Raw genomic sequence first — 18,623 nt, forward strand, 5'->3', positions numbered from 1 at the left:
AAATCATCTGCACTAAAGTAGCATTTTCTGTTTATTCTTCCCTATTATTAAAAAGACATGATATAGAATGAAAAAAATTTTGTTCTCCCTGCAAAATTTCTTATTTTTTGATATTGATTTTAACCAAATTTAAAAAGCGGGAGATTCAAAGGAAAAACAATCCCTATGCCCCACACTGCATTAAATACATAAGCCACTCAGTAAATCATTTGCCTTAAGATTCAAAATAAAAAACTTATTATCGCTACCGTGGAATTTAAAAAAGATGACTCCTGTACAATACAGAAATCATCTTCTTCACAGCGCCTAACCTTTTTTTAAAATGTCCTTTACAACGGGTACACTTTATAATTGAATGTGACTTTAAGGGTGTCAGGAACCATCGACAAATATAGATGGTACCTTATGTGTTAAAACATAAATTTTTCAAGGTATGTTGGAAAAAATTTAGCGTGTTTTTGTTTCGTCCTATGTAATAGCCCACACAATTTCACTAGTTATGGCTGCTGCGTTCCCGCCCTGACCAGTTTCCTAGTGTTTTTGTTGGACTATAACTCCGCAGGTAGGACTCGAACCTACGACCGATCGGTTAACAGCCGATAGATCTACCCATGAGCTACTACGGATTAATTAAATGTGTTACCTAAACTTAGTCATATTACAACCATGTCCCCGCCTCAGTAAGTACCGCAAGAAGCAGCTCGGCGTGTACAACTCGCAGCTTTTTCATGATGCTATGCTCGTCTCTACCACTGAGCTACTGCGGAAAAATTCTAACTTCCTATATACATAATAATCGGATGATGAATCTAATTTAAGATGTTTTGGTTGGTTTTAGTGGAAATGACGGGAGTTGAACCCGTGTGCAAAGATATTGGCACTTATACATCTACGAGTGTAGTCAGTAGAATTCATTTCACTTACTTCGTTAGCCCACTGACAGACATTGAAGCAGCTAGTCTGGTTAGTCTCTTCCTTCATCCTCAGACGGTGGAATTCGGCGTAGTCCACTTGTAATGAGTCCCTTACCCTACCACATGGACGATGGAGGAAGGAACCGCTAACGACTGTTATTAGGCAGCGAAAGCGAAGTTGTTGTTTTGTTTGCCAGTTATTAGGCTTTATCGTTTTTACGAGGACGATTCCCTCGACTCGCCATATAAGTTCAAACTATCCCTGTCGATACCAAGACATTCCCATAATATTATGGCAGAGAAGAAGGGATTTGAACCCTCGCGCCGGTTACCCGACCTACACCCTTAGCAGGGGCGCCTCTTCAGCCTCTTGAGTACTTCTCTGTAATGAAAACTTACGCGTATGTCCGCTTAAGAACTTACAAGAGAAATATATCATGTCTGCAAAATGGATGATAGCTGTAAATTTCGGTAGTTCAAAAGACCTAGTTATATCATTAGAACTTTATGGTTAACTTCTAGCACATTTTGCCGAGTCCTCACACAAAATATACATTATTTTGATAAAAAAATGCCGCTTCAATGGCTGAAACGGCACTTTTTTACGTAAATGATTGCACACCCTGAATCTCAATACGTTCAGGTCTTGTATAGATGTTTAAAGAATGATTGCGGAGAAAACCAACGGTCGTTATATTAAGCTCTTCTGCCAGCCTGAGGGACAATTCGGTTGGGGCAGATTTTGATAGCACAATGCCACATCCTATTTTAGCTACTTTTAGTAATACCTCTGAGGATATACGACCACTAAATACGATAATTTTATCTGGAAGGGATATAGAATTCTGCAAGCAATAACCATAAATTTTATCCAGTGCATTGTGTCGTCCTATGTCCGTTCTGTCTACGATGATGCCGTTCCTGTCACAAAGGGCTGCATTGTGTACTCCACCTGTATCCTGGAAGATAACGGACGACTCCTGCATAAGTCGCATCAAATGAAAGCATTGGTCAATGGAAATCTTCGCATCTACGTTTTCCATTGGTTTAACGGTTCTCGCATCATTATAAAAATAAAAACTTTGCCGGCTTTTCCCACAGCAGGATGTTACTACTCGTTTAGAATGGAACAATTCGCTTAGTTTGTTGACCTTATGCGTATTTACAATTGCACGGCCAGTCGCTTCTATAATTGTAAGCTCTTTAATTTCTGTATAGCTTCTTATGATCCCTTCTGAGGCCAAAAAGCCAACTACTAATTCTTCTATATGCTCAGGGCTGCAAACAAGTGTAGCGAATTCTTGCTCATTAAGAACAATGGTAATCGGATATTCAGTGACGATGGTATCCGTTACTCTTTGTATGGCACCGTCCTCATAACGCCATATATTGCTTTCCATTTTCATTGGCTGATCCATACTTTTTCACTCCTAGTTACTTTCCCTCAATCGGCTGGTCAAAAACGAATACAGTCATTGCAATATCTTCTTTAATATTAATATCGGAAAATAACCGTACTACTTTTGAACCCATCAAGTTTTCAAACCGTAAAAGGACCTCAGGCTTTTTATATATTTCTTTTACAAATCTCGTTCTCGTTTCATGTACCATCTGTTCGCCATGTTCGGAAGTAATCATAAACTTCTCTACATTTGTCAGGTTACCTTTCATTTCACTGATCGCCCAAGAACCGATAAATTTTGTGGTGATTTCCTTAGGACCATTTCCGACATATTCTTTTCTAATTTCGCGAACAAGCATACTAAATTGATGCTCCAGATTCTTTGGCACTCACTGTCCCTCCCTATCCATATCACTTAGTTTGATTCTAAAGTGGAAACCGATTCATTACTAAAACGAATGGGTTTGCATTTTGTATTTCAAATTACTCTTTTAGGCCTTCACCCATGCCTTTTAACAGATTAAATCCAAATCCTAATACACGATTAATATCAGGATCCTTTAGGGCCTTCATTAAGTCAAAGAGCCCAATCTTGGTATCGTCTTTTAATCCCTGTTCAGCCTTTTGTAATCCGGTCGTTAGGCTTTTTGCGAGCTTACTCGTTGTCTCCGGGTCCAGTTCAGTCAGTATACCGCCTGCGGCCATCGCATTATTAATCATGTTTGTGACAGGTTGGCGAGTAAGTTGACCGACAGCAATTTTTGCTGCTTTCTCTTTTGATTTTAAAAGACTTCCTAAAGCATCCATGATCCCACTGTCGTGTAGTTCCTGCAGCAGATTCAAGGTCTCGAGCAGCGAATCCTTATTTTCTGCAACCCCGGAGAGAAGATTCTCCAAGGATTGTATTTTCTTTTGTTCCTCTGTCTGTTCTGGTCTTTGAATGGTCTGAATTGGCTTTGCCATTACGCATTCCTCCTGTCATAGGAACCAGGTTCTACATGCTCGTTTACACTTGCAATCGGAACGTAATCCCCTCGTTCCCATTTGCGGTAGATTTCAAGTCCCATTTGAGGTGTCCGTGTCGCATTACGCGGATTGTACTTTGGAAGCGGATTTTCTCCGTCCAGTTCAAGGACTTCCATCCGTACTTTCGCCTGTTTGTAAGCTGGTGTATGTGTCACGACATCAACTGCCCCTCCTGTAAGCAGGTTAACCGCACTTTCATGGCTGGAGGAGTGCATTGGTACATATACCGTTTTTCCTGTCACACGATCTGTTACAAGAACTGGCAGCTTAATTGCTCCATAGGGTGATACAAGACGTACAAGTGAACCGTCCTTTACGCCGCGCTTTTGGGCAAGTTCCGGAGAAACCTCCACGAAAACTTTTGGGAATTTGTAGTTAAGTCCCTCAGATTTCTGTGTTAAGTTTCCTTCATGGAAGTGCTCCAACAGACGTCCATTATCTAATGAAAGATCGAATTCTTCCGGGAACTCCATAGGCGGTACATAATCAAACAAACCGAACCGTGCTTTTTTATCTGGGAAATTAAAGCCATCTTGGAAAAGCAGTGGCGTGTTCGATCCATCAAGAGATCCCCAGTGGAAACTATTCCACCCTTCGAGAACATCATAGTTACACTGGCTGAAGAAAGGTGTTAAGCTTGCCATTTCGTCAAAAATCTCACTTGGATGAGTATAATTCCAATCATATCCCAGCTTTTTAGCTAGCTGTGTAAGAATCCACCAGTCCGGTTTACTATCGCCTATAGGCTGTAATGCTTGGTACAAGCGCTGCACGCGGCGCTCGGTATTTGTAAACGTTCCATCTTTTTCAAGAGAAGGAGTACCTGGCAAAATAACATCTGCAAATTGGGCGGTTGTTGTTAAGAAGATTTCTTGTACGACAAGGAAATCTAACTTCTCAAGCATAGCCTGGGTATGATTCGAGTCAGCATCGACCCATGCCATATCTTCCCCAGCGATATACATCGCCTTCATCTCGTCTCTATCCACAGCTCCGAGCATTTCGATATTGTCAAGTCCAGGATTTGCAGGGATTTCCTCCCCATAAGCCTTTTCAAATTTTTCACGGATTTCAACATTTGTTATTGATTGATATCCTGGGAAGATATTTGGCATTGTTCCCATATCAGCAGCACCTTGTACATTATTATGTCCGCGTAATGGGTAAGCACCCGCGTTTGGCCGCATCATGTTGCCTGTTGTAAGAAGCAGGTTGGCAATCGCAACGGATGTGTGTGATCCTGCGATATTTTGCGTTACACCCATTCCCCAGCAAATCGCTGTTCCATTCGCGTCACGGATCATTTCTGCCATTTGAATTAATGTTTCTTTGGCAATACCTGTAATCTTTTCTGCCTTTTCAAGACTATAAGGCTCCATCATTTTCAAAAACTCATCATAGTGGTTGACATGTTCTGTGATAAATTTCACATCATGCCAGCCTTGGTCAATGATATACTTCGTAATAGCGGAAAGCCAAACATAGTCCGTTCCTTGTTTTGGACGAACAAACAAGTCTGCACGGTCACCCATTTCGTGTCTGCGCACGTCAACGGTAATTAATTTTTGGCCGTGAAGTTTTTGCGCTCGCTTAATACGTGTCGCAAGTACAGGATGTCCTTCTGCAGGCGCGCATCCCACGAGGATAACAAGCCCTGCCCCCGCGATATCCTGAATCGTTCCAGAGTCGCCGCCAATTCCTCCGGTTTGCTGTAATCCCCATGAAGCAGGTGACTGGCAATAACGAGAGCAGTTGTCCACATTATTGGTTCCAAACACTTGACGAGCCATCTTTTGGATCAGGTAGTTTTCCTCGTTCGTAATTTTAGATGACGAAATAAATCCAAGCGCATCGCTGCCGTAGGTTTCTTTGATACCACCGAGCTTCTCTGCTACAAGAGAGAGTGCCTCGTCCCAGCTTGCTTCTACAAACAAATCACCTTTACGGATTAAAGGTGTGGTAATTCGTTCTTTTGAATTTACAAAATCCCATCCAAATTTACCTTTTACACAGGTGGAAACATTGTTGACAGGAGCGTTTTCAGATGGTTCAATTTTAAGAATTTCACGGTCTTTTGTCCAGACTTCAAAGGAACAGCCTACACCGCAGAACGTACAAACGGTTTTTGTTTTCTCAATACGAGTTTCACGCATAGCTGCTTCTACTTCTGAAACGGCCATGATTGTTTGATAATCAGGCTCTACCGCTTTGACGATATCAATCATGGGTGTAAGCAAGTCATCGGAAATACCTGTCATAAATCCTGCATTTCCAAGCATGGATTTTTCCATTAATGCGTTACAAGGACATACGGACACACATTGACCGCAGGAAACGCATGAGGATTCGTTAATGCTTTTTCCTCCGTCCCATAATACACGCGGCTGCCCGCTTTCCCAGTTGATGGTTAACGTTTCATTCACTTGAAGATCCTGACAAGTTTCCACACAACGGCCGCACAAAATACATTGATCAGGATCGTAGCGATAAAACGGGTGAGACATATCTACTTTATAGCCCTTAGAACGATGTGGGCGTGTTTGGTGCTCTACTCCCATCATTTCTGCCGTATTATGTACACGACAATTGCCATTGTTATTGTCACAAACGGTACAGTATAATAGATGGTTTTCTAGGATACGGTCCATTGCTTCCTCTTGAGCATTCTTTGCAAGCTCAGATGAAGTCAAAATGTCCATGCCGTTTTCGATCACAGTGGAACATGCACGCATAATGCTGCCGTTTACTTCACACATACACGTATCACAGCTCTGTACCGGTCCAAGAACCTCAGAATAGCATATGTGCGGATGCTCCATTTCCTGTTTTAGTAAATAATCTAAAATACGAGTTCCTTTTTCTACTTCGTGTGCTGTTCCGTTTATAAGAACATTCACTTTTTCATTCACTGTAAGTCCTCCTTAGTTAAAAAACAGAGAAATCTATCAAACTTCTAAAATAGTTCTTACTAGTTGTTAACTAGCTTTCTTAATACTGGATTTTGCTTCAGATTGTGATTGAAGCGATTCCTTATGAACCATCCAATAGATAAAAGCTACAAAAACACCGCCGCCAATTGCATTTCCGATTGCTACCGGGACAAAATTAGCGAAATAATCTGCCCATGAGAAGTGTCCCGCGAAGATCGCTGCAGGAATGACAAACATATTGGCAACAACGTGCTGAAACCCGATAGCTACAAACCCCATAATCGGGAACCAAATAGCAAGTATTTTTCCACCGATATCATCTGCACCATATGCCAGCCAAACGCCTAAACAAACAAGCCAGTTACAGCCGACCGCGGAAATCACGTTTTGAATAAATGTTTCGTCCATTTTAGCTTCTGCGATGGCAACGGTTTTGGTTAGGAATGGACCTGTTTCCGTTAATCCAAGTATATGACCAAAGAAATAAGCGACGAAGATGGCCCCAATAAAGTTACTGACTAATACTAGGAGCCAATTTCTCACCAGTTGTCCTAGCGTAGCGCGCTTTGCCAGAACGGCAATCGGAAGCGCCATCATATTTCCTGTTAACAATTCACCGCCTGCAATAATGATTAACATTAGTCCTACCGGGAAAACCGCCCCACCTAATAGTGAGCTAAAGGTACCCCATTCCTTCGGTAAATTGGCAATGACTCGAATATCTAATAAAAATCCAAGTGCAATAAAGGCTCCACCTAAGAATCCTAATAATAGTGCATGTTCAGACCGCATTGATGCCTTTTTCGCACCCGCATCAACTGCTAATTCAGCAATACGCTGCGAACTATGAAACGCCATATTTTTCCCTCCAGTTCGTTGAATTTAATGGCCTTTTGTTAAGTCAATGGGACACTAGCCGGCCTCTTTGCCCACTGCTTTTAAAATTAGTACGTTAGATGGATTGCTAAACGAATCAAAACGCAAAAAAGCCCACTATAAATCGGTTCCATGCAATGCATGTACCGTTTTACAGTGGGCTGACAGCTGAGCATTTTCTCATACTAGCAATCCTTCCCGCTAATGACACTATGGAAGTACAGGATGTACAGTCAATTTTTATTAACTTACATCAATGAACTTTCCATACTCTATAAACCTTTCTAATATTATCATGTAATGATAGATTTGTGAACATTTTACGAATTTTTTTTGCTTTTTTCATTGGGAAAAAGGAATTATTATGAAAATAATATTTATTATCTCTCATCCTAATTTCCAACAATTTCTCGAGGATTTAACCTCTAGTTAAAATGTAAATGAAATAAAGTGCCAGGCACTTTATTCATTTATTATTTCACTCCATATCAAAATGGGCGGATGTAGCTCGATTTAATATTAATTCCGATGGCGCACTCCCGTATAAATACAACCTATGCATCGCTTTTTCATATCTTCTTTTTCTTCTAATAGCTGTATTGGAAGATTGCTATTTTCCAACATTTTATCGCAATAGAGTTAAGCTCTTCCTCTTTGAGTATATAAATATCATGTTCAATTATCTCTTTTACCTGTTCCAGCTTGGCAGGGTCGATTTTCGTAAAACGTGGTTTGTCCCCATGTCGAATGACTGGTTCTACTTTTGGCAAGTCTTTATCCATGATAGAAAGAATTTCATTTGCTAAATGCATAATCTCTACCGTCGTTCGATAACTCTTTTGTAAAGCTTGATAATTTGCATTTGGGAAAATATCCTTTAAAAATGGTTCCCAACTGTTTAACCCTCGATAGGAATGAATCCTTTGCGCTAAATCTCCAACAATCGTAAACAATTCTGTTTCAAAACCTTCTTTAAAGTGCAACAAATTGGAAATAACTATAGTCCTGCGCTTCATCAATGAAAATACTCTTCATTTTATATTTAAAGGACCTTTTTTAAGACATCGTCATATTTGCTATTAATTTTAGATAGAATTCCAGAGATCCTTTATAACTAGAAACCCATTGGATCAATTTTGATTTTTCGTTACCATTAATCAGCGCCATTAATTTTGAATTAGGAGATATTAATTTTAATTTCTAGAAGCTTTACAGGGACACTAAATGTACCAACATACTTTAGTTTTTTATAAATATTTTACTTTAGCTTGAATTATTCCTTCCTATACTAACCTGCAATGTTTTGTTAAAAATAGTAAAGCTGCCGAAGCAGCTTTACCAAAAGAATAATTGATTAACTTGTAACTGGTTTATTCTTTTATTTTTTCTGGAAAAATGGACGGAAGATGGAATAAGAAACGTGAACGCCCAAATTGAGGTCATCTTAAAAGAGGCCGCCAAAAAGGCCCGAAGATTAAAAAAAGAATAGACAAAAAAAGGCGAATATAAGATTACTATAATAGGGTCAGTCCCCAGGCTCATTTAAGGTTTAATGCACCGGGGGACTGACCCTTCTTTTCCTATGCAACTCAGGATGGATTATTTTTATGATAAATAATATTATTGGTAAGGAATAATGAGTAATGCAGAAAAAGTTATTGTCTTAGTATTTTTTCAATTTCTGTTTCAACACGAAAAATCCGTTTGTTTAAGGCAGACGTTTTATCATCCGTATATTGAATCATTTTTTCTGTGTAATCACCTAAACTTTGTACCAAATTCTTTTGTAGTTTTTCTTGTCCGTTTTTTACTTCAATCACATCTAAATGCATTTTAATTTGACCTTCTACTAAATGCTTTTGACCTGTTTCTAAATTTTCAAGTCGAGTGTTGATTTTTTGTAATTCATTGAGGATTAGATTAAAGTTCTCTTCTATTTGAACTCCCCCAGTTTTATAATGATTTTGATTTATATCATTTAACTTATTACCGAACATATTTTCTTATTTTTATTATAACAAATTGGCCAATACCTGTCACGTCCAATAAAAAATTTGTCATTTAACAATTTTTTACCGTATATATGTCAGTTTACTATTCCTAATCTAGCTAAACCAATCCCAATTTAGGAATCTTTTAATTATATGAAATAAATAAAAAAAGCGAGGCATTTTTTATAATCAGCCTCGCTTTTTGAAAATAAATCTATTGATTAAAACAAATCCTAGCCTCTGTTTCTCCTAGTATTTCAAACGTTTCCGGATCAATGATGACCCCAAACTTATCCATTGCCTGTTCCACTGAAATATATCCGTTCATCACATCGCTTGCTACTTTTTCAACTGGTCGTTTTAATGGATTCCCATATCCGCCTTCTGTTGCTGTCACCAATTGAATGACATCCCCTTTATTTAACGGATATCTTGCCGTCACACCCACCGGTCCGATGGTTTGGCCGTCAGCGGTAACTATTTTTACAAAATTAGTAGAACCATTATCACCGCCATTCATCCCCCATGTCGGAAATAAATGGCGGCCAAAGCTGACTGAAACCTTCTGATGGTCATTTAAAGCGCAATAGGAACGAACCACGCCTGATCCGCCAATATATTCTCCTGCACCTTCCCCGTCGCAGCGAAGACTGTATTCATCTACAAGGACGCCGTATCTCGTTTCAGCGACTTCTAATGGAATATTATACGTTTCACCATCGCCCATACAAAATTGCCCGCGCTCTCCGTCCTGTCCTTTTCCTGCTCCCCAGCCGCCGACAGACGGCTCCACAATGAGAAACGGGTCATTGGTGTCCGGATGTTTTCCAGTTAATACGACCGTACATACAGACAATAAATGTCCAGCCGTCAGCCGGTCTGGTAAAACCGGTGCCAATGCTCTCCAGATCAAATCGGCCGCCCCGATCCGTGCTTCGAAATTCATCGATACCGGTGCAGGACGCTCAGCTAAAACAATGGAACCCTTGTCCGTTAAAATTTCTAATGGTTTAAAAACCCCTTCATTGATGTTTTGCGAAGGTCCTATGATGCCTAAATACATCACCCGAACACCCGCTAACAACCCAAATGAAGAACAGTTTACAGGGTTCGTTACCTGAGGGTGGCTGCCGCGAAAATCACAAATAAATCGGTCATCCGTGATGGTAACCTTTACCTTTATCGGATACGGTCCTCCCTTTGCAGGATCTCCCTCAATAAAATCCTCTGCCGTAAACGTTCCTTTTGGCAGTGAGGCCAATTCTTGTTTTGCCAGCTTCTCACCCTGTTTTAACAGGTTTTGGATTGCGGTGATTACCAGTTCTTTCGTGTGTTTACGGCATAATTCTATGAATCTTTTTCCACCTGTTCTTAGTGCAGCCACCTGGGCCCACATATCACCTAAAGAGAGTTCAGGCATGCGGACATTCGTTGCAATAATATCCACTACTGCTTGATTGATTCTTCCTTCATCAAAGAGTTTCACTCCCGGTAGCTGCAGGCCCTCTTGGTAGATTTCGATCGAATCGCTCGTAAAAGATCCGGGATCCTTTCCGCCTACTTCTGTCCAGTGTCCCTTGTTTGCTGAAAAGGCAACCAGTTCTCCATCATAGAAAATCGGCATGACTAATCCGACATCTGATAAATGGGATCCGCCGCCAACATAAGGATCTTTGATAATAATAATATCTCCGTCTTTTAAACGAAGGCCATTATCATATTTTTGTAAGACATGCTGAACCATCGGGCTTAACATGCCGATAAAGCTGGTTACTCCATTGCCCTGGCTGATCAGCTGTCCCTTTGCATTGGTTAAGCCGCACGCATAATCAAGCACCTCGTAAATGATTGGGCTCATGGACGTTCTCGCAAGTGCATAAAACATTTCGTCCCCAATCTGACCAGCATTTTTATTTATCAAGGTAATCGGTATTCGATGTGTAGTTTTAATGTACTCCATCAGCAAGCATCTTCATCGCGTTTAACTCCGATGAAAGCGCCAAAAACCATTCCTTATCCCCTGTTGATAATGCCAAATCTAGGAGAAATTCAATTTGTGTCTTGTTGGTTACATTTGACACAGGCATCTTTTTAACCCGTTTACTTAAAATTGGTATGGTTTTGCCAATCGTTTGATTATTGTCACTTGTAACGACTGTTACCTTCACTACTCCTTCTAGACTAGACAGCGATTCAATATAACCAATGATTAATTCGCCTTCGGGTGATTCTGCCTTAATCCAATCACCTGTTTTTAAAACCGTATTATTGTTGGAGAACATACTTTTCTCACCCTCTTTATTTTTTATGGTTCATTCAGCAGGATATGCATTATACTGTAACTTTTTTTATTACATTTTTCTCGAAGAAGTCAGGTCTCTTCCGCTTATAAACAAGATCAACAACTTCTTTAATTGTATAATCCTTTAAATATTCTCCCATATGCTCTTCCGCACCAAAGAAAATGCTGCATAGAACTCTTTGCATATTCGCCCCGACAATACACTTTTCATTGGATTCAGGACACTTTGGCTGCAAAGCACCTTCTGAGGTTATCTTATATATATCCCAAAGATTTACTTCACTTAGATCTAGCGCAAAAATAAATCCGCCGCCAGTTCCCTCTTTCGATTTAATAAATCCATGTTTTTTTAACAAACTTAGCACTTTTCGAATGCGTACCGGATGAACGCCAGCACTTTCTGAAATGGACTCGCTAGTTGACATACGGTCCGGCTGTAGCGCAAGAAAAGATAAACTATGAATGGCAAGGGTAAAATCACTATTCATGAGCTTGCCTCCTAAGACATAAAACTTTTCATCTATATATACTATTACATGTATTTTCTGCCTCTTTTTTAAAATTACTATCGTACTGTAATACTGAAAATTACAGATTGGTTAGTCAAGGATATCTTAGTTCATGGAAAAGGAGGATTTATTTAAACATCCCATTGTTTTTTGACTTGTTTTTCTGCAATTCGTTTAATTTTTTCCCATGTCATATCTTTTTCCACTATGACATTGGTATGGTAATTTCGATCTTTATAATTTACTGTCACGAATACTTCAATCATCCGTTTTTCCTCCTTTTAAATACATATATAAAATGAAGATATTAAGGTTATAGCTATATGTGTTGACACTAAGCATTTTACCCTAATTTTTTTATTTTAATTAGCCTCTTTTTGCAATTCGTTGTACAAATAGGTTCGAATCTTACGGGGCAGAAAACTACGAATTTCGTCATCGTTATATCCTACTTGTAATCTTTTTTCGTCCAGGATAATTGGGCGACGCACCATTGTGGGATGCTCCATGATTAATTTATACAATTCATTAAGCGGAAGAGATTCAATATTTATATTTAATTCTTTGAACGCCTTTGAATTCGTTGAAATAATTTCGCTAGTCCCCTCTTCAGTCAGGCGAAGAATCGATTTAATCTCATCGACTGTAAGGGGGTTAGCTAAAATGTTTCTTTCCATATATTCGATTTGATGTTCCTCCAGCCAAGCTTTTGCTTTTCGACAAGAACCACAGCTTGGTGTTGTATACAAAGTCACCATACTTTCACACACTCCTTACGTATATTTTGGCCAACCTATTAAAATGTAACCAAAAACATTACAGTTGCTATACTGTAAATTTAATCGTTACAGTTTGTTTTGTCAATTGTAAAGTTTTGGATTGAATATCATATGTGTATAAGTGACATTTTGACATACCCATCATCAAAACATCTATCCTTTTTAATTTGCTCCGCTGGTCCAATGCTATTACCTATCATACGATCTTATTATACCTACCATCATTATAGACAAAAAGGTGTACCAAAAATAGTACACCTACTAAAAAATTACAGAATTGATAGCATTTCTCAAAGATTAAAAACATTTTTATGTAAAGATATCATTCATCAAGGGAAAACATAGTTTCATTTAAGCAGTTCTCTAAACTCTCTTGCCTCCACTAGCTCAGATCTCCGTAACTGTATTCTCATTATCCTTTGTACGCTTTCTGTAACTCCACTAGATCAAATTTCTTCATGTTAAGAAAGGCGTTCGTTACTCGCGCCAGTTGCTCTGGAGTGCCCTTGCTCATCATCTCGTCCATCCCAGTTGGCACAATCTGCCAGGATAAACCAAACTTATCTTTCAGCCAGCCGCATTGCTCGGCTTCAGGAACTGCAGAAAGCCTTTCCCAGTAATAATCAATCTCTTCTTGTGTGTCGCAGTACACCATAAATGAGAATGCCTCGTTAAAACTGAATTTGTGCTCATGCGCGCTATCCATTGCGGAGAACCATTGGTTTTCAAGCATGAAATCAGCGAACATGATGGTTCCTTCTTTGTCAGGTTCCATGCCTTTAGGGTAGCGAGCGAAAAGTCCCTGCTTTGCGTCCTTAAATACGGATAAATAAAAATTAATCGCCTCTTCCGCGTTGCCGCAATTATCTCCGACAAACAAAAGTGACGGCACTAATGGAGGCCGCTCTTCACCTTCTGGATTGGTAAGGATTAACTGCCAGGAAAAACCATACTTATCCTGGATCCAGCCAAACTTCTCACTGAACGGATACTTATCAAGTGGCATTAACACTGTGCCACCTTCCGACAATTTGTTCCAAACCTCATTTATTTTTTCTCCCGCGTCTTTTTCTCGCGATGGGTCAAAATTTACGATGTAAGATACCGATGGATTGAGCTTGAAAAAAGGCCCTGCGCTGATTGCCATGAACTTCTGCCCCCAAAGCTCAAACGAGACAATATCGGAGTCGCCTGATGGTGTGTTGTGGATTGTTCTTACATTCGTAATTTTTGAGTCTGGGAAAATGGAAGTGTAAAACTCGGCTGCTTCTTTTGCCTCCTTGTCATACCATAAATGCGGGACGATTTTTGGTTTTGATTTTGACATAGTTATTCCTCCTTATTTTCTGATAATTATTATGCAACAAGAATGTTACAAAATTCTAATGTAAAGAATTTAGTTAGACTCAAGGGAGTTAAAAAAATATTTCCTCTCTCTATCATTCGCCAAAAAAGCGAGAAGTCCTGTAAAATAAATGTTCAATCATTTTCCGAAATCTAACCTATTTGAAAAAAGCCTCCCCTTTTGACATTTGTTTGTGTCCACTACATGATTAACAGCAATATCTCATTTAAGTTAGCTTAAAAAACAAAAGAGCCATCAAAAGAGACAGGTTTATGTTTCTTTTTGATAGCTCTTTTTTCCATTGATTGTTGGATTATTTATTCTGCCCCAACAAGTGACCAGTCCTGCAGCTTATTATGGAAACCGAAGATCTTTGGCAAGGAGTAATTATGGTTTTATTTCATTGATGGCAAAACACCAGCCATGAGAAAGCTCCTGGCTGGTGTCCATTACATATTTTGATGTTTTACAACAAGTCGTCATACAGTTCAACAATGTATTGAAGACCCGCAGGATTAGCTGGACCATTTGGTGAATAGTTAAAAACTTCGTAAGATACTACGAAAGCGTAATTTATTAGACCAGGGACAGCAACAGGAAGAGTAGGGATGTAAACATTAGAATATTTGGATATGGTCTGCCAGCTGAATGGAGGAGCGGAAGCTTGTCCAGCATCGCTAGAGCTGCCGTCAACTATTCCTCCTGGAGGTGTAATTTCATTTACAACTGTGATCTGTGGAGGAAGTAAAGGCAGATCCACACGGGTAAATTCTTGAAGAAACAGTGTGTGAGCGTTATCGCTAAAAGTTTCTGCGGTAGCAAGACGTGTTACAGTCCCCGTAAGAATCGGCAGGGAGAATGCTTGAGCAAAATACATAGTTTCAGGTCCTGCAGGAGTAGCGTCATTCCATACATATTGAGGATTGGGCTGACCCAATGCAGCGTAATATACTAGTTCCGGCCAAAACGGAAATAGCTGGCCATTCTCCGCTACTAAGCCATTGGTTGCCGTTGAAATTCCCAATGCCCCATTAATAGCATCTTGTCTACTCAGAGTCGAGAAATAGGTAGAAGCGGAATTACTAACTAGCGTTGCTCTTTTTGTAATAGGCAATATCATCACTCCTTTCAAATTTTTTTTGATTACTGCGCCTTATCGTACTTTCATAGTAGGCTTTTTCTATTAACTGCTTGGACAATTGAACGAGTAACAATTTATGAGATTTGATTCAGCGAAGCAATCATACTTTTATAGTATTCCATATTACGGTAAATGGTTAGACGATTAATACATTTTTACGAGCCTATTTGCAACTAAAACAATAAACCAGCGATTGTTAGATAGTATGTTAGGATTTGTTGGGGGTGTCATGATTGCTGCTAGCTACTGGTCTTTACTGGGTCCAGCCATAGAATTGTCAGCTGACAATTCCATAGGAGCTTGGTTTCCAGCAGCATGGGATTCTTATTAAGTTCACAAGAAAAAGGTAATAAAGACCTCGCTTCTATGAGTTTAATGGTTGGTTTTGTATTGATGATGATTCTCGATGTGGCATTAGGCTAAATTGTTGCTGTCACATTATATTTTTCAAGAACTGTTTTACTATATTCGAAAATTTCAATTTAAATTCTTTGAAAATCGGTAACGATGGTAAACTTTCCTATCTCTCCTCTACTCTTAAACACCCTAACGCAAAATGGAAGTCTCTTCGATTGCGAAGAAGACTTCCATTTTCGTTAGGGTGTCAGGCACCATTTAGGTTATTTACCAGTTAAAGCCGTATACGCATTCGCTTCACCAGATCCATATAATTCATCATGCCCGGTTTTACCATAGTCAAGTGCTGTTTTTTCGATTAGTGCCTCTACTTGAGATGGAGTATAATCGGGATGTGCAGCCTTAATGACTCCTGCGATTCCAGCTACTTTTGGTGCCGCCATTGATGTTCCATGCAAGTATGCGTAGCCTTCATTTTTTTGCACCGTAAAATAAGCATTCAGGTATCTTGGCCATGTGGAGAGTGCTCGATTAGTGAAATCACGTTGATTTAAATCTCGTGTTGCATCATATAAAGGTCCGTTATCTCCGCCAGGGGCCGCTACATCGATAAAGCCATTTCCATAGTTTGAATAAAAAGCAAGCTTATTGGTTGACCATTTATTCGAGGACGAGACATTGATTACTCCAGGCGTGCTACCAGGCACCTCAATCGTTACGCCGCTATATTGGATTCCTAAATCGGCATAGGAAGCATTCATATAGTCAGTCAGTGATTTTTTATCCGCGTAATTTAGGGAATCATTTCCTGCTGAGGCCACAATGGTTACATTTTTCTTTACGGCATATTGAATAGCTCGTTTCCAAAGTAGGACATCTGAAATATCACTATAACGAGTGCCTTCATAGTAATATTTCAGACTATCAAATCCACCAATGGACATGTTAATAACATCGACCCCATCGTTGGCCGCTTGAACAATTGCTGCAACGATTGGTGCTGTAGGTGCATTGCCGCTCGCATCAAATATACGGTAGGCACGGATTCCTAAGTCAGGACCGACACCTTTCACTTTTCCGTTGCCGGCGATCGAACCGGCTACATGTGTTCCGTGACCGTTTGTATCTGTTACATTGCTTGGATTTCCATTCTCTTCTGGTACATCTCCATAATATCCACCAGCAGGTACAAAGTTTTTACCACCGATAAAGTTTGCCTTTAAATCTGGATGTTCTGCATCGATCCCTGAGTCGATAATTCCAACAACCGCATCATGTTCCACTCCGCTCGTTGTTTTGGCGCCACCAGATTCAATGGCGAATGACTTCCCTTCATTTGTTAAATGACGAATATCCCATTGGGAACTCCAATATGTACCATCAGAGTCCGGTGTTAGGGCAACAGGCAGGCCATCCGCCCCTTCTGGGTTACCATCTTCCAGTTTAAAGGAGTTCTCAAGATTCGCTGCAACAATGGATGTAGAATTCAGCTTTTTGAGAAAATCAGGTTGGGAGGAGCGTACCTCAAGAGCGCCAAGCTCAGGTATGGCTCTTACCACCACTCCACCTGCATTTTTTATTTCCGTCTGATAGTCCTTTGGCAAAGACTGATTATAAGCAATCAGAAAGTTTTTACTTACCGTCTGTGAATTGACCGTCTGTGTTTTTGCAGATGTGTGAATACTAGTTGAAAATGATAATAAAGACATGGCCAAAACACCGCTGGCTACCATTACCATTCCCCTTTTTTTCTTCTTCATGAGAAAAACCTCCTCTATTATTTTCTATTAACATTCTTAATTTTAAGTTGATTATTTTTGAAAGAAAATAGATACTTCTCTCTTAAAAACGACATTAAGTAACAGGACTTTGCTAATTTTGTAATATTATCGTAAATAAAGATGAATAATTAACTATAAAAACACCAAAACATTAATGCTTGTCTCATTTTGTCAAAATAATAGTAAAATATATCTACTTCACATACCAAGATGAGACAGACCAAAAAACACTTGGAAGTACTCCAAGCATTTTTACAATTTGATAATTTTTCAAATATATTAGAGAACATCTCTTTTAAGAGAGCTTTTAATCACCTTAATCTCTCTATTTCAATAAGAACCAACCTTTTGCTTTTCATTAAATATTCTTAATCAATTCTCCATAAACTAAGTTTAAAATTAATATGGAGTGAATCTTATGAAAAATATAGTGATTGTTACAGTTCTTATCTTTTCATTATTTTCTTATCAAACAAATACACTCGCCTCTACCCACAGTCGTGAAGTATATGAAAAAACCGGTCATGTTTTTTGGGAAGTGAATACAAACCAAAAAATAGTTGCACTTACTTTTGATGATGGACCTCATCCTATTTTCACTCCTCAAATACTTGATATATTAGCGAAGTATAATGCTAAGGCTACCTTTTTTGTAGCGGGTAATAAAGTAATCAGATTTCCAGATCTTTTAAAAAGAGAAGTAAAAGAAGGACACGAAATTGCCAATCATACCTATCACCATATATATGGAAATATGACCTCAGAAAAACTATCATCAGAGTTAGAAGAAACGGATAAAATTATTAAGAAAATCACTGGATTTAAACCGTCACTTTTTCGTCCTGTCGGAGGTTATTATAATGATTTAATTATTAACACCGCATTAAAAAATGGAAAAGTAGTCGTCTTATGGACATGGGGTCAAGATACACGTGATTGGGCAGATCCCCCGGTAAGTCAAATTTGCAACACCATAACAAAAGGAGTAAAGCCAGGGAATATCATTCTATTTCATGATTGGCATGGCAGTGAATATACACAAACTTGTCAAACCGTTAAAGCATTAGATACTATTTTGGATTTTTTATACAAGAACGGGTATAAATGTGTAACTGTATCTGAACTGCTCTACCGCTCCACACAAATCATTCCAGACACTTATGAAATTTTTCCTATTTAGAGAAAATTTAATTTTTTATATAATATTGATTAAAGAACAAATGTTCGTGTATAATATTAAATATGACCATTATTGCTGGTTCATAGAGGA

General features: G+C 39.1%; 16 protein-coding genes, 2 tRNA genes, 2 other RNA genes and 1 pseudogene. 2 read left to right on the forward strand and 19 right to left on the reverse strand.

The genetic code is table 11. The features are described 5' to 3' along the window. Positions 1-469: 469 nt before the first annotated feature. The 18 genes from ffs to ACJ004_RS26910 all read right to left on the reverse strand — a co-directional run bounded on the left by ffs (position 470) and on the right by ACJ004_RS26910 (position 15,188). Positions 470-555, reverse strand: an RNA gene (gene ffs, locus ACJ004_RS26825) — signal recognition particle sRNA small type. Then, a tRNA-Asn gene (locus ACJ004_RS26830) sits at positions 555-626 on the reverse strand. The genes ffs and ACJ004_RS26830 overlap by 1 nt, the downstream gene beginning before the upstream one ends. A 209-nt stretch (positions 627-835) precedes the next feature. Further along, positions 836-1,198: a transfer-messenger RNA gene (ssrA, locus tag ACJ004_RS26835) on the reverse strand. Positions 1,199-1,207: 9 nt separating this feature from the next. Then, positions 1,208-1,298: transfer RNA gene (locus ACJ004_RS26840), tRNA-Ser, on the reverse strand. Positions 1,299-1,516: 218 nt separating this feature from the next. Beyond that, positions 1,517-2,332 (reverse strand): formate dehydrogenase accessory sulfurtransferase FdhD, encoded by an 816-nt coding sequence (gene fdhD / locus ACJ004_RS26845; protein ID WP_410896149.1) that lies wholly within the window; start codon positions 2,330-2,332, stop codon positions 1,517-1,519. Positions 2,333-2,348: 16 nt separating this feature from the next. After that, positions 2,349-2,705, reverse strand: coding sequence for a Na-translocating system protein MpsC family protein (locus ACJ004_RS26850; RefSeq protein ID WP_410896150.1), 357 nt, complete (start codon positions 2,703-2,705; stop codon positions 2,349-2,351). 94 nt (positions 2,706-2,799) lie between these two features. Further along, positions 2,800-3,279: a helical membrane plugin domain-containing protein gene (locus tag ACJ004_RS26855; protein WP_410896151.1), complete on the reverse strand. Its 480-nt coding sequence runs from the start codon at positions 3,277-3,279 to the stop codon at positions 2,800-2,802. Further along, positions 3,279-6,251 (reverse strand): formate dehydrogenase subunit alpha, encoded by a 2,973-nt coding sequence (gene fdhF, locus ACJ004_RS26860; RefSeq protein WP_410896152.1) that lies wholly within the window; start codon positions 6,249-6,251, stop codon positions 3,279-3,281. The genes ACJ004_RS26855 and fdhF overlap by 1 nt, the downstream gene beginning before the upstream one ends. 66 nt (positions 6,252-6,317) lie before the next feature. Further along, on the reverse strand, positions 6,318-7,130 hold the full coding sequence (locus ACJ004_RS26865) for a formate/nitrite transporter family protein (protein ID WP_410896153.1): 813 nt from the start codon (positions 7,128-7,130) through the stop codon (positions 6,318-6,320). A 605-nt stretch (positions 7,131-7,735) separates the two neighbouring features. After that, positions 7,736-8,164, reverse strand: coding sequence for a hypothetical protein (locus ACJ004_RS26870; RefSeq protein WP_410896154.1), 429 nt, complete (start codon positions 8,162-8,164; stop codon positions 7,736-7,738). Between the two features lie 639 nt (positions 8,165-8,803). After that, positions 8,804-9,145, reverse strand: coding sequence for a hypothetical protein (locus ACJ004_RS26875; protein ID WP_410896155.1), 342 nt, complete (start codon positions 9,143-9,145; stop codon positions 8,804-8,806). A 208-nt stretch (positions 9,146-9,353) separates the two neighbouring features. Then, the gene (locus ACJ004_RS26880; RefSeq protein ID WP_410896156.1) at positions 9,354-11,099 is read right to left on the reverse strand and encodes a hydantoinase B/oxoprolinase family protein; all 1,746 of its coding nucleotides are present in this window, start codon (positions 11,097-11,099) and stop codon (positions 9,354-9,356) included. Continuing rightward, positions 11,086-11,421: an IDEAL domain-containing protein gene (locus ACJ004_RS26885; RefSeq protein WP_410896157.1), complete on the reverse strand. Its 336-nt coding sequence runs from the start codon at positions 11,419-11,421 to the stop codon at positions 11,086-11,088. Before ACJ004_RS26885 ends, ACJ004_RS26880 begins: the two co-directional genes overlap by 14 nt. Positions 11,422-11,470: 49 nt before the next feature. Next, positions 11,471-11,929 (reverse strand): RrF2 family transcriptional regulator, encoded by a 459-nt coding sequence (locus tag ACJ004_RS26890; RefSeq protein WP_410896158.1) that lies wholly within the window; start codon positions 11,927-11,929, stop codon positions 11,471-11,473. 152 nt (positions 11,930-12,081) lie between these two features. Continuing rightward, a complete protein-coding gene (locus ACJ004_RS26895) occupies positions 12,082-12,216 on the reverse strand; it encodes a BA3454 family stress response protein (protein ID WP_410896159.1) in 135 nt (44 codons plus the stop codon). A gap of 96 nt (positions 12,217-12,312) precedes the next feature. Continuing rightward, the gene (gene spxA, locus ACJ004_RS26900) at positions 12,313-12,708 is read right to left on the reverse strand and encodes a transcriptional regulator SpxA (RefSeq protein WP_410896160.1); all 396 of its coding nucleotides are present in this window, start codon (positions 12,706-12,708) and stop codon (positions 12,313-12,315) included. Positions 12,709-13,141: 433 nt separating this feature from the next. Then, positions 13,142-14,056 (reverse strand): VOC family protein, encoded by a 915-nt coding sequence (locus ACJ004_RS26905; RefSeq protein ID WP_410896161.1) that lies wholly within the window; start codon positions 14,054-14,056, stop codon positions 13,142-13,144. A gap of 484 nt (positions 14,057-14,540) precedes the next feature. Further along, complete coding sequence (locus tag ACJ004_RS26910; protein WP_410896162.1) at positions 14,541-15,188, reverse strand: hypothetical protein; 648 nt, start codon at positions 15,186-15,188, stop codon at positions 14,541-14,543. Between the two features lie 190 nt (positions 15,189-15,378). Between ACJ004_RS26910 and ACJ004_RS26915 the strand changes: the two are divergent. Then, a pseudogene (locus tag ACJ004_RS26915) lies at positions 15,379-15,534 on the forward strand (ZIP family metal transporter); the annotation flags it as partial. Positions 15,535-15,835: 301 nt separating this feature from the next. On the opposite strand, the gene ACJ004_RS26920 reads toward ACJ004_RS26915, so the two are convergent. Continuing rightward, on the reverse strand, positions 15,836-17,332 hold the full coding sequence (locus tag ACJ004_RS26920) for a S8 family peptidase (protein ID WP_410896163.1): 1,497 nt from the start codon (positions 17,330-17,332) through the stop codon (positions 15,836-15,838). Positions 17,333-17,771: 439 nt separating this feature from the next. On the opposite strand from ACJ004_RS26920, the gene ACJ004_RS26925 reads away from it, so the two are divergent. Then, positions 17,772-18,533, forward strand: a complete 762-nt coding sequence (locus ACJ004_RS26925; RefSeq protein ID WP_410896164.1) for a polysaccharide deacetylase family protein — start codon at positions 17,772-17,774, stop codon at positions 18,531-18,533. The last annotated feature ends 90 nt before the right edge of the window (positions 18,534-18,623 follow it).

This window comes from Neobacillus sp. 204 (assembly GCF_046562815.1).
Lineage (GTDB): Bacteria > Bacillota > Bacilli > Bacillales > Cytobacillaceae > Neobacillus.

What these genes read in the sequence shown, in the direction of transcription:
- ACJ004_RS26865 (WP_410896153.1), bottom strand. Translation starts at nt 7,130, where the DNA reads ATGGCGTTTCATAGTTCGCAGCGTATTGCTGAATTAGCAGTTGATGCG.
- ACJ004_RS26880 (WP_410896156.1), bottom strand. Translation starts at nt 11,099, where the DNA reads ATGGAGTACATTAAAACTACACATCGAATACCGATTACCTTGATAAAT.
- ACJ004_RS26885 (WP_410896157.1), bottom strand. Translation starts at nt 11,421, where the DNA reads ATGTTCTCCAACAATAATACGGTTTTAAAAACAGGTGATTGGATTAAG.
- ACJ004_RS26870 (WP_410896154.1), bottom strand. Translation starts at nt 8,164, where the DNA reads ATGAAGCGCAGGACTATAGTTATTTCCAATTTGTTGCACTTTAAAGAA.
- ACJ004_RS26920 (WP_410896163.1), bottom strand. Translation starts at nt 17,332, where the DNA reads ATGAAGAAGAAAAAAAGGGGAATGGTAATGGTAGCCAGCGGTGTTTTG.
- ACJ004_RS26890 (WP_410896158.1), bottom strand. Translation starts at nt 11,929, where the DNA reads ATGAATAGTGATTTTACCCTTGCCATTCATAGTTTATCTTTTCTTGCG.
- ACJ004_RS26925 (WP_410896164.1), top strand. Translation starts at nt 17,772, where the DNA reads ATGAAAAATATAGTGATTGTTACAGTTCTTATCTTTTCATTATTTTCT.
- ACJ004_RS26905 (WP_410896161.1), bottom strand. Translation starts at nt 14,056, where the DNA reads ATGTCAAAATCAAAACCAAAAATCGTCCCGCATTTATGGTATGACAAG.
- spxA (WP_410896160.1), bottom strand. Translation starts at nt 12,708, where the DNA reads ATGGTGACTTTGTATACAACACCAAGCTGTGGTTCTTGTCGAAAAGCA.
- ACJ004_RS26875 (WP_410896155.1), bottom strand. Translation starts at nt 9,145, where the DNA reads ATGTTCGGTAATAAGTTAAATGATATAAATCAAAATCATTATAAAACT.
- ACJ004_RS26895 (WP_410896159.1), bottom strand. Translation starts at nt 12,216, where the DNA reads ATGATTGAAGTATTCGTGACAGTAAATTATAAAGATCGAAATTACCAT.
- ACJ004_RS26855 (WP_410896151.1), bottom strand. Translation starts at nt 3,279, where the DNA reads ATGGCAAAGCCAATTCAGACCATTCAAAGACCAGAACAGACAGAGGAA.
- fdhD (WP_410896149.1), bottom strand. Translation starts at nt 2,332, where the DNA reads ATGGATCAGCCAATGAAAATGGAAAGCAATATATGGCGTTATGAGGAC.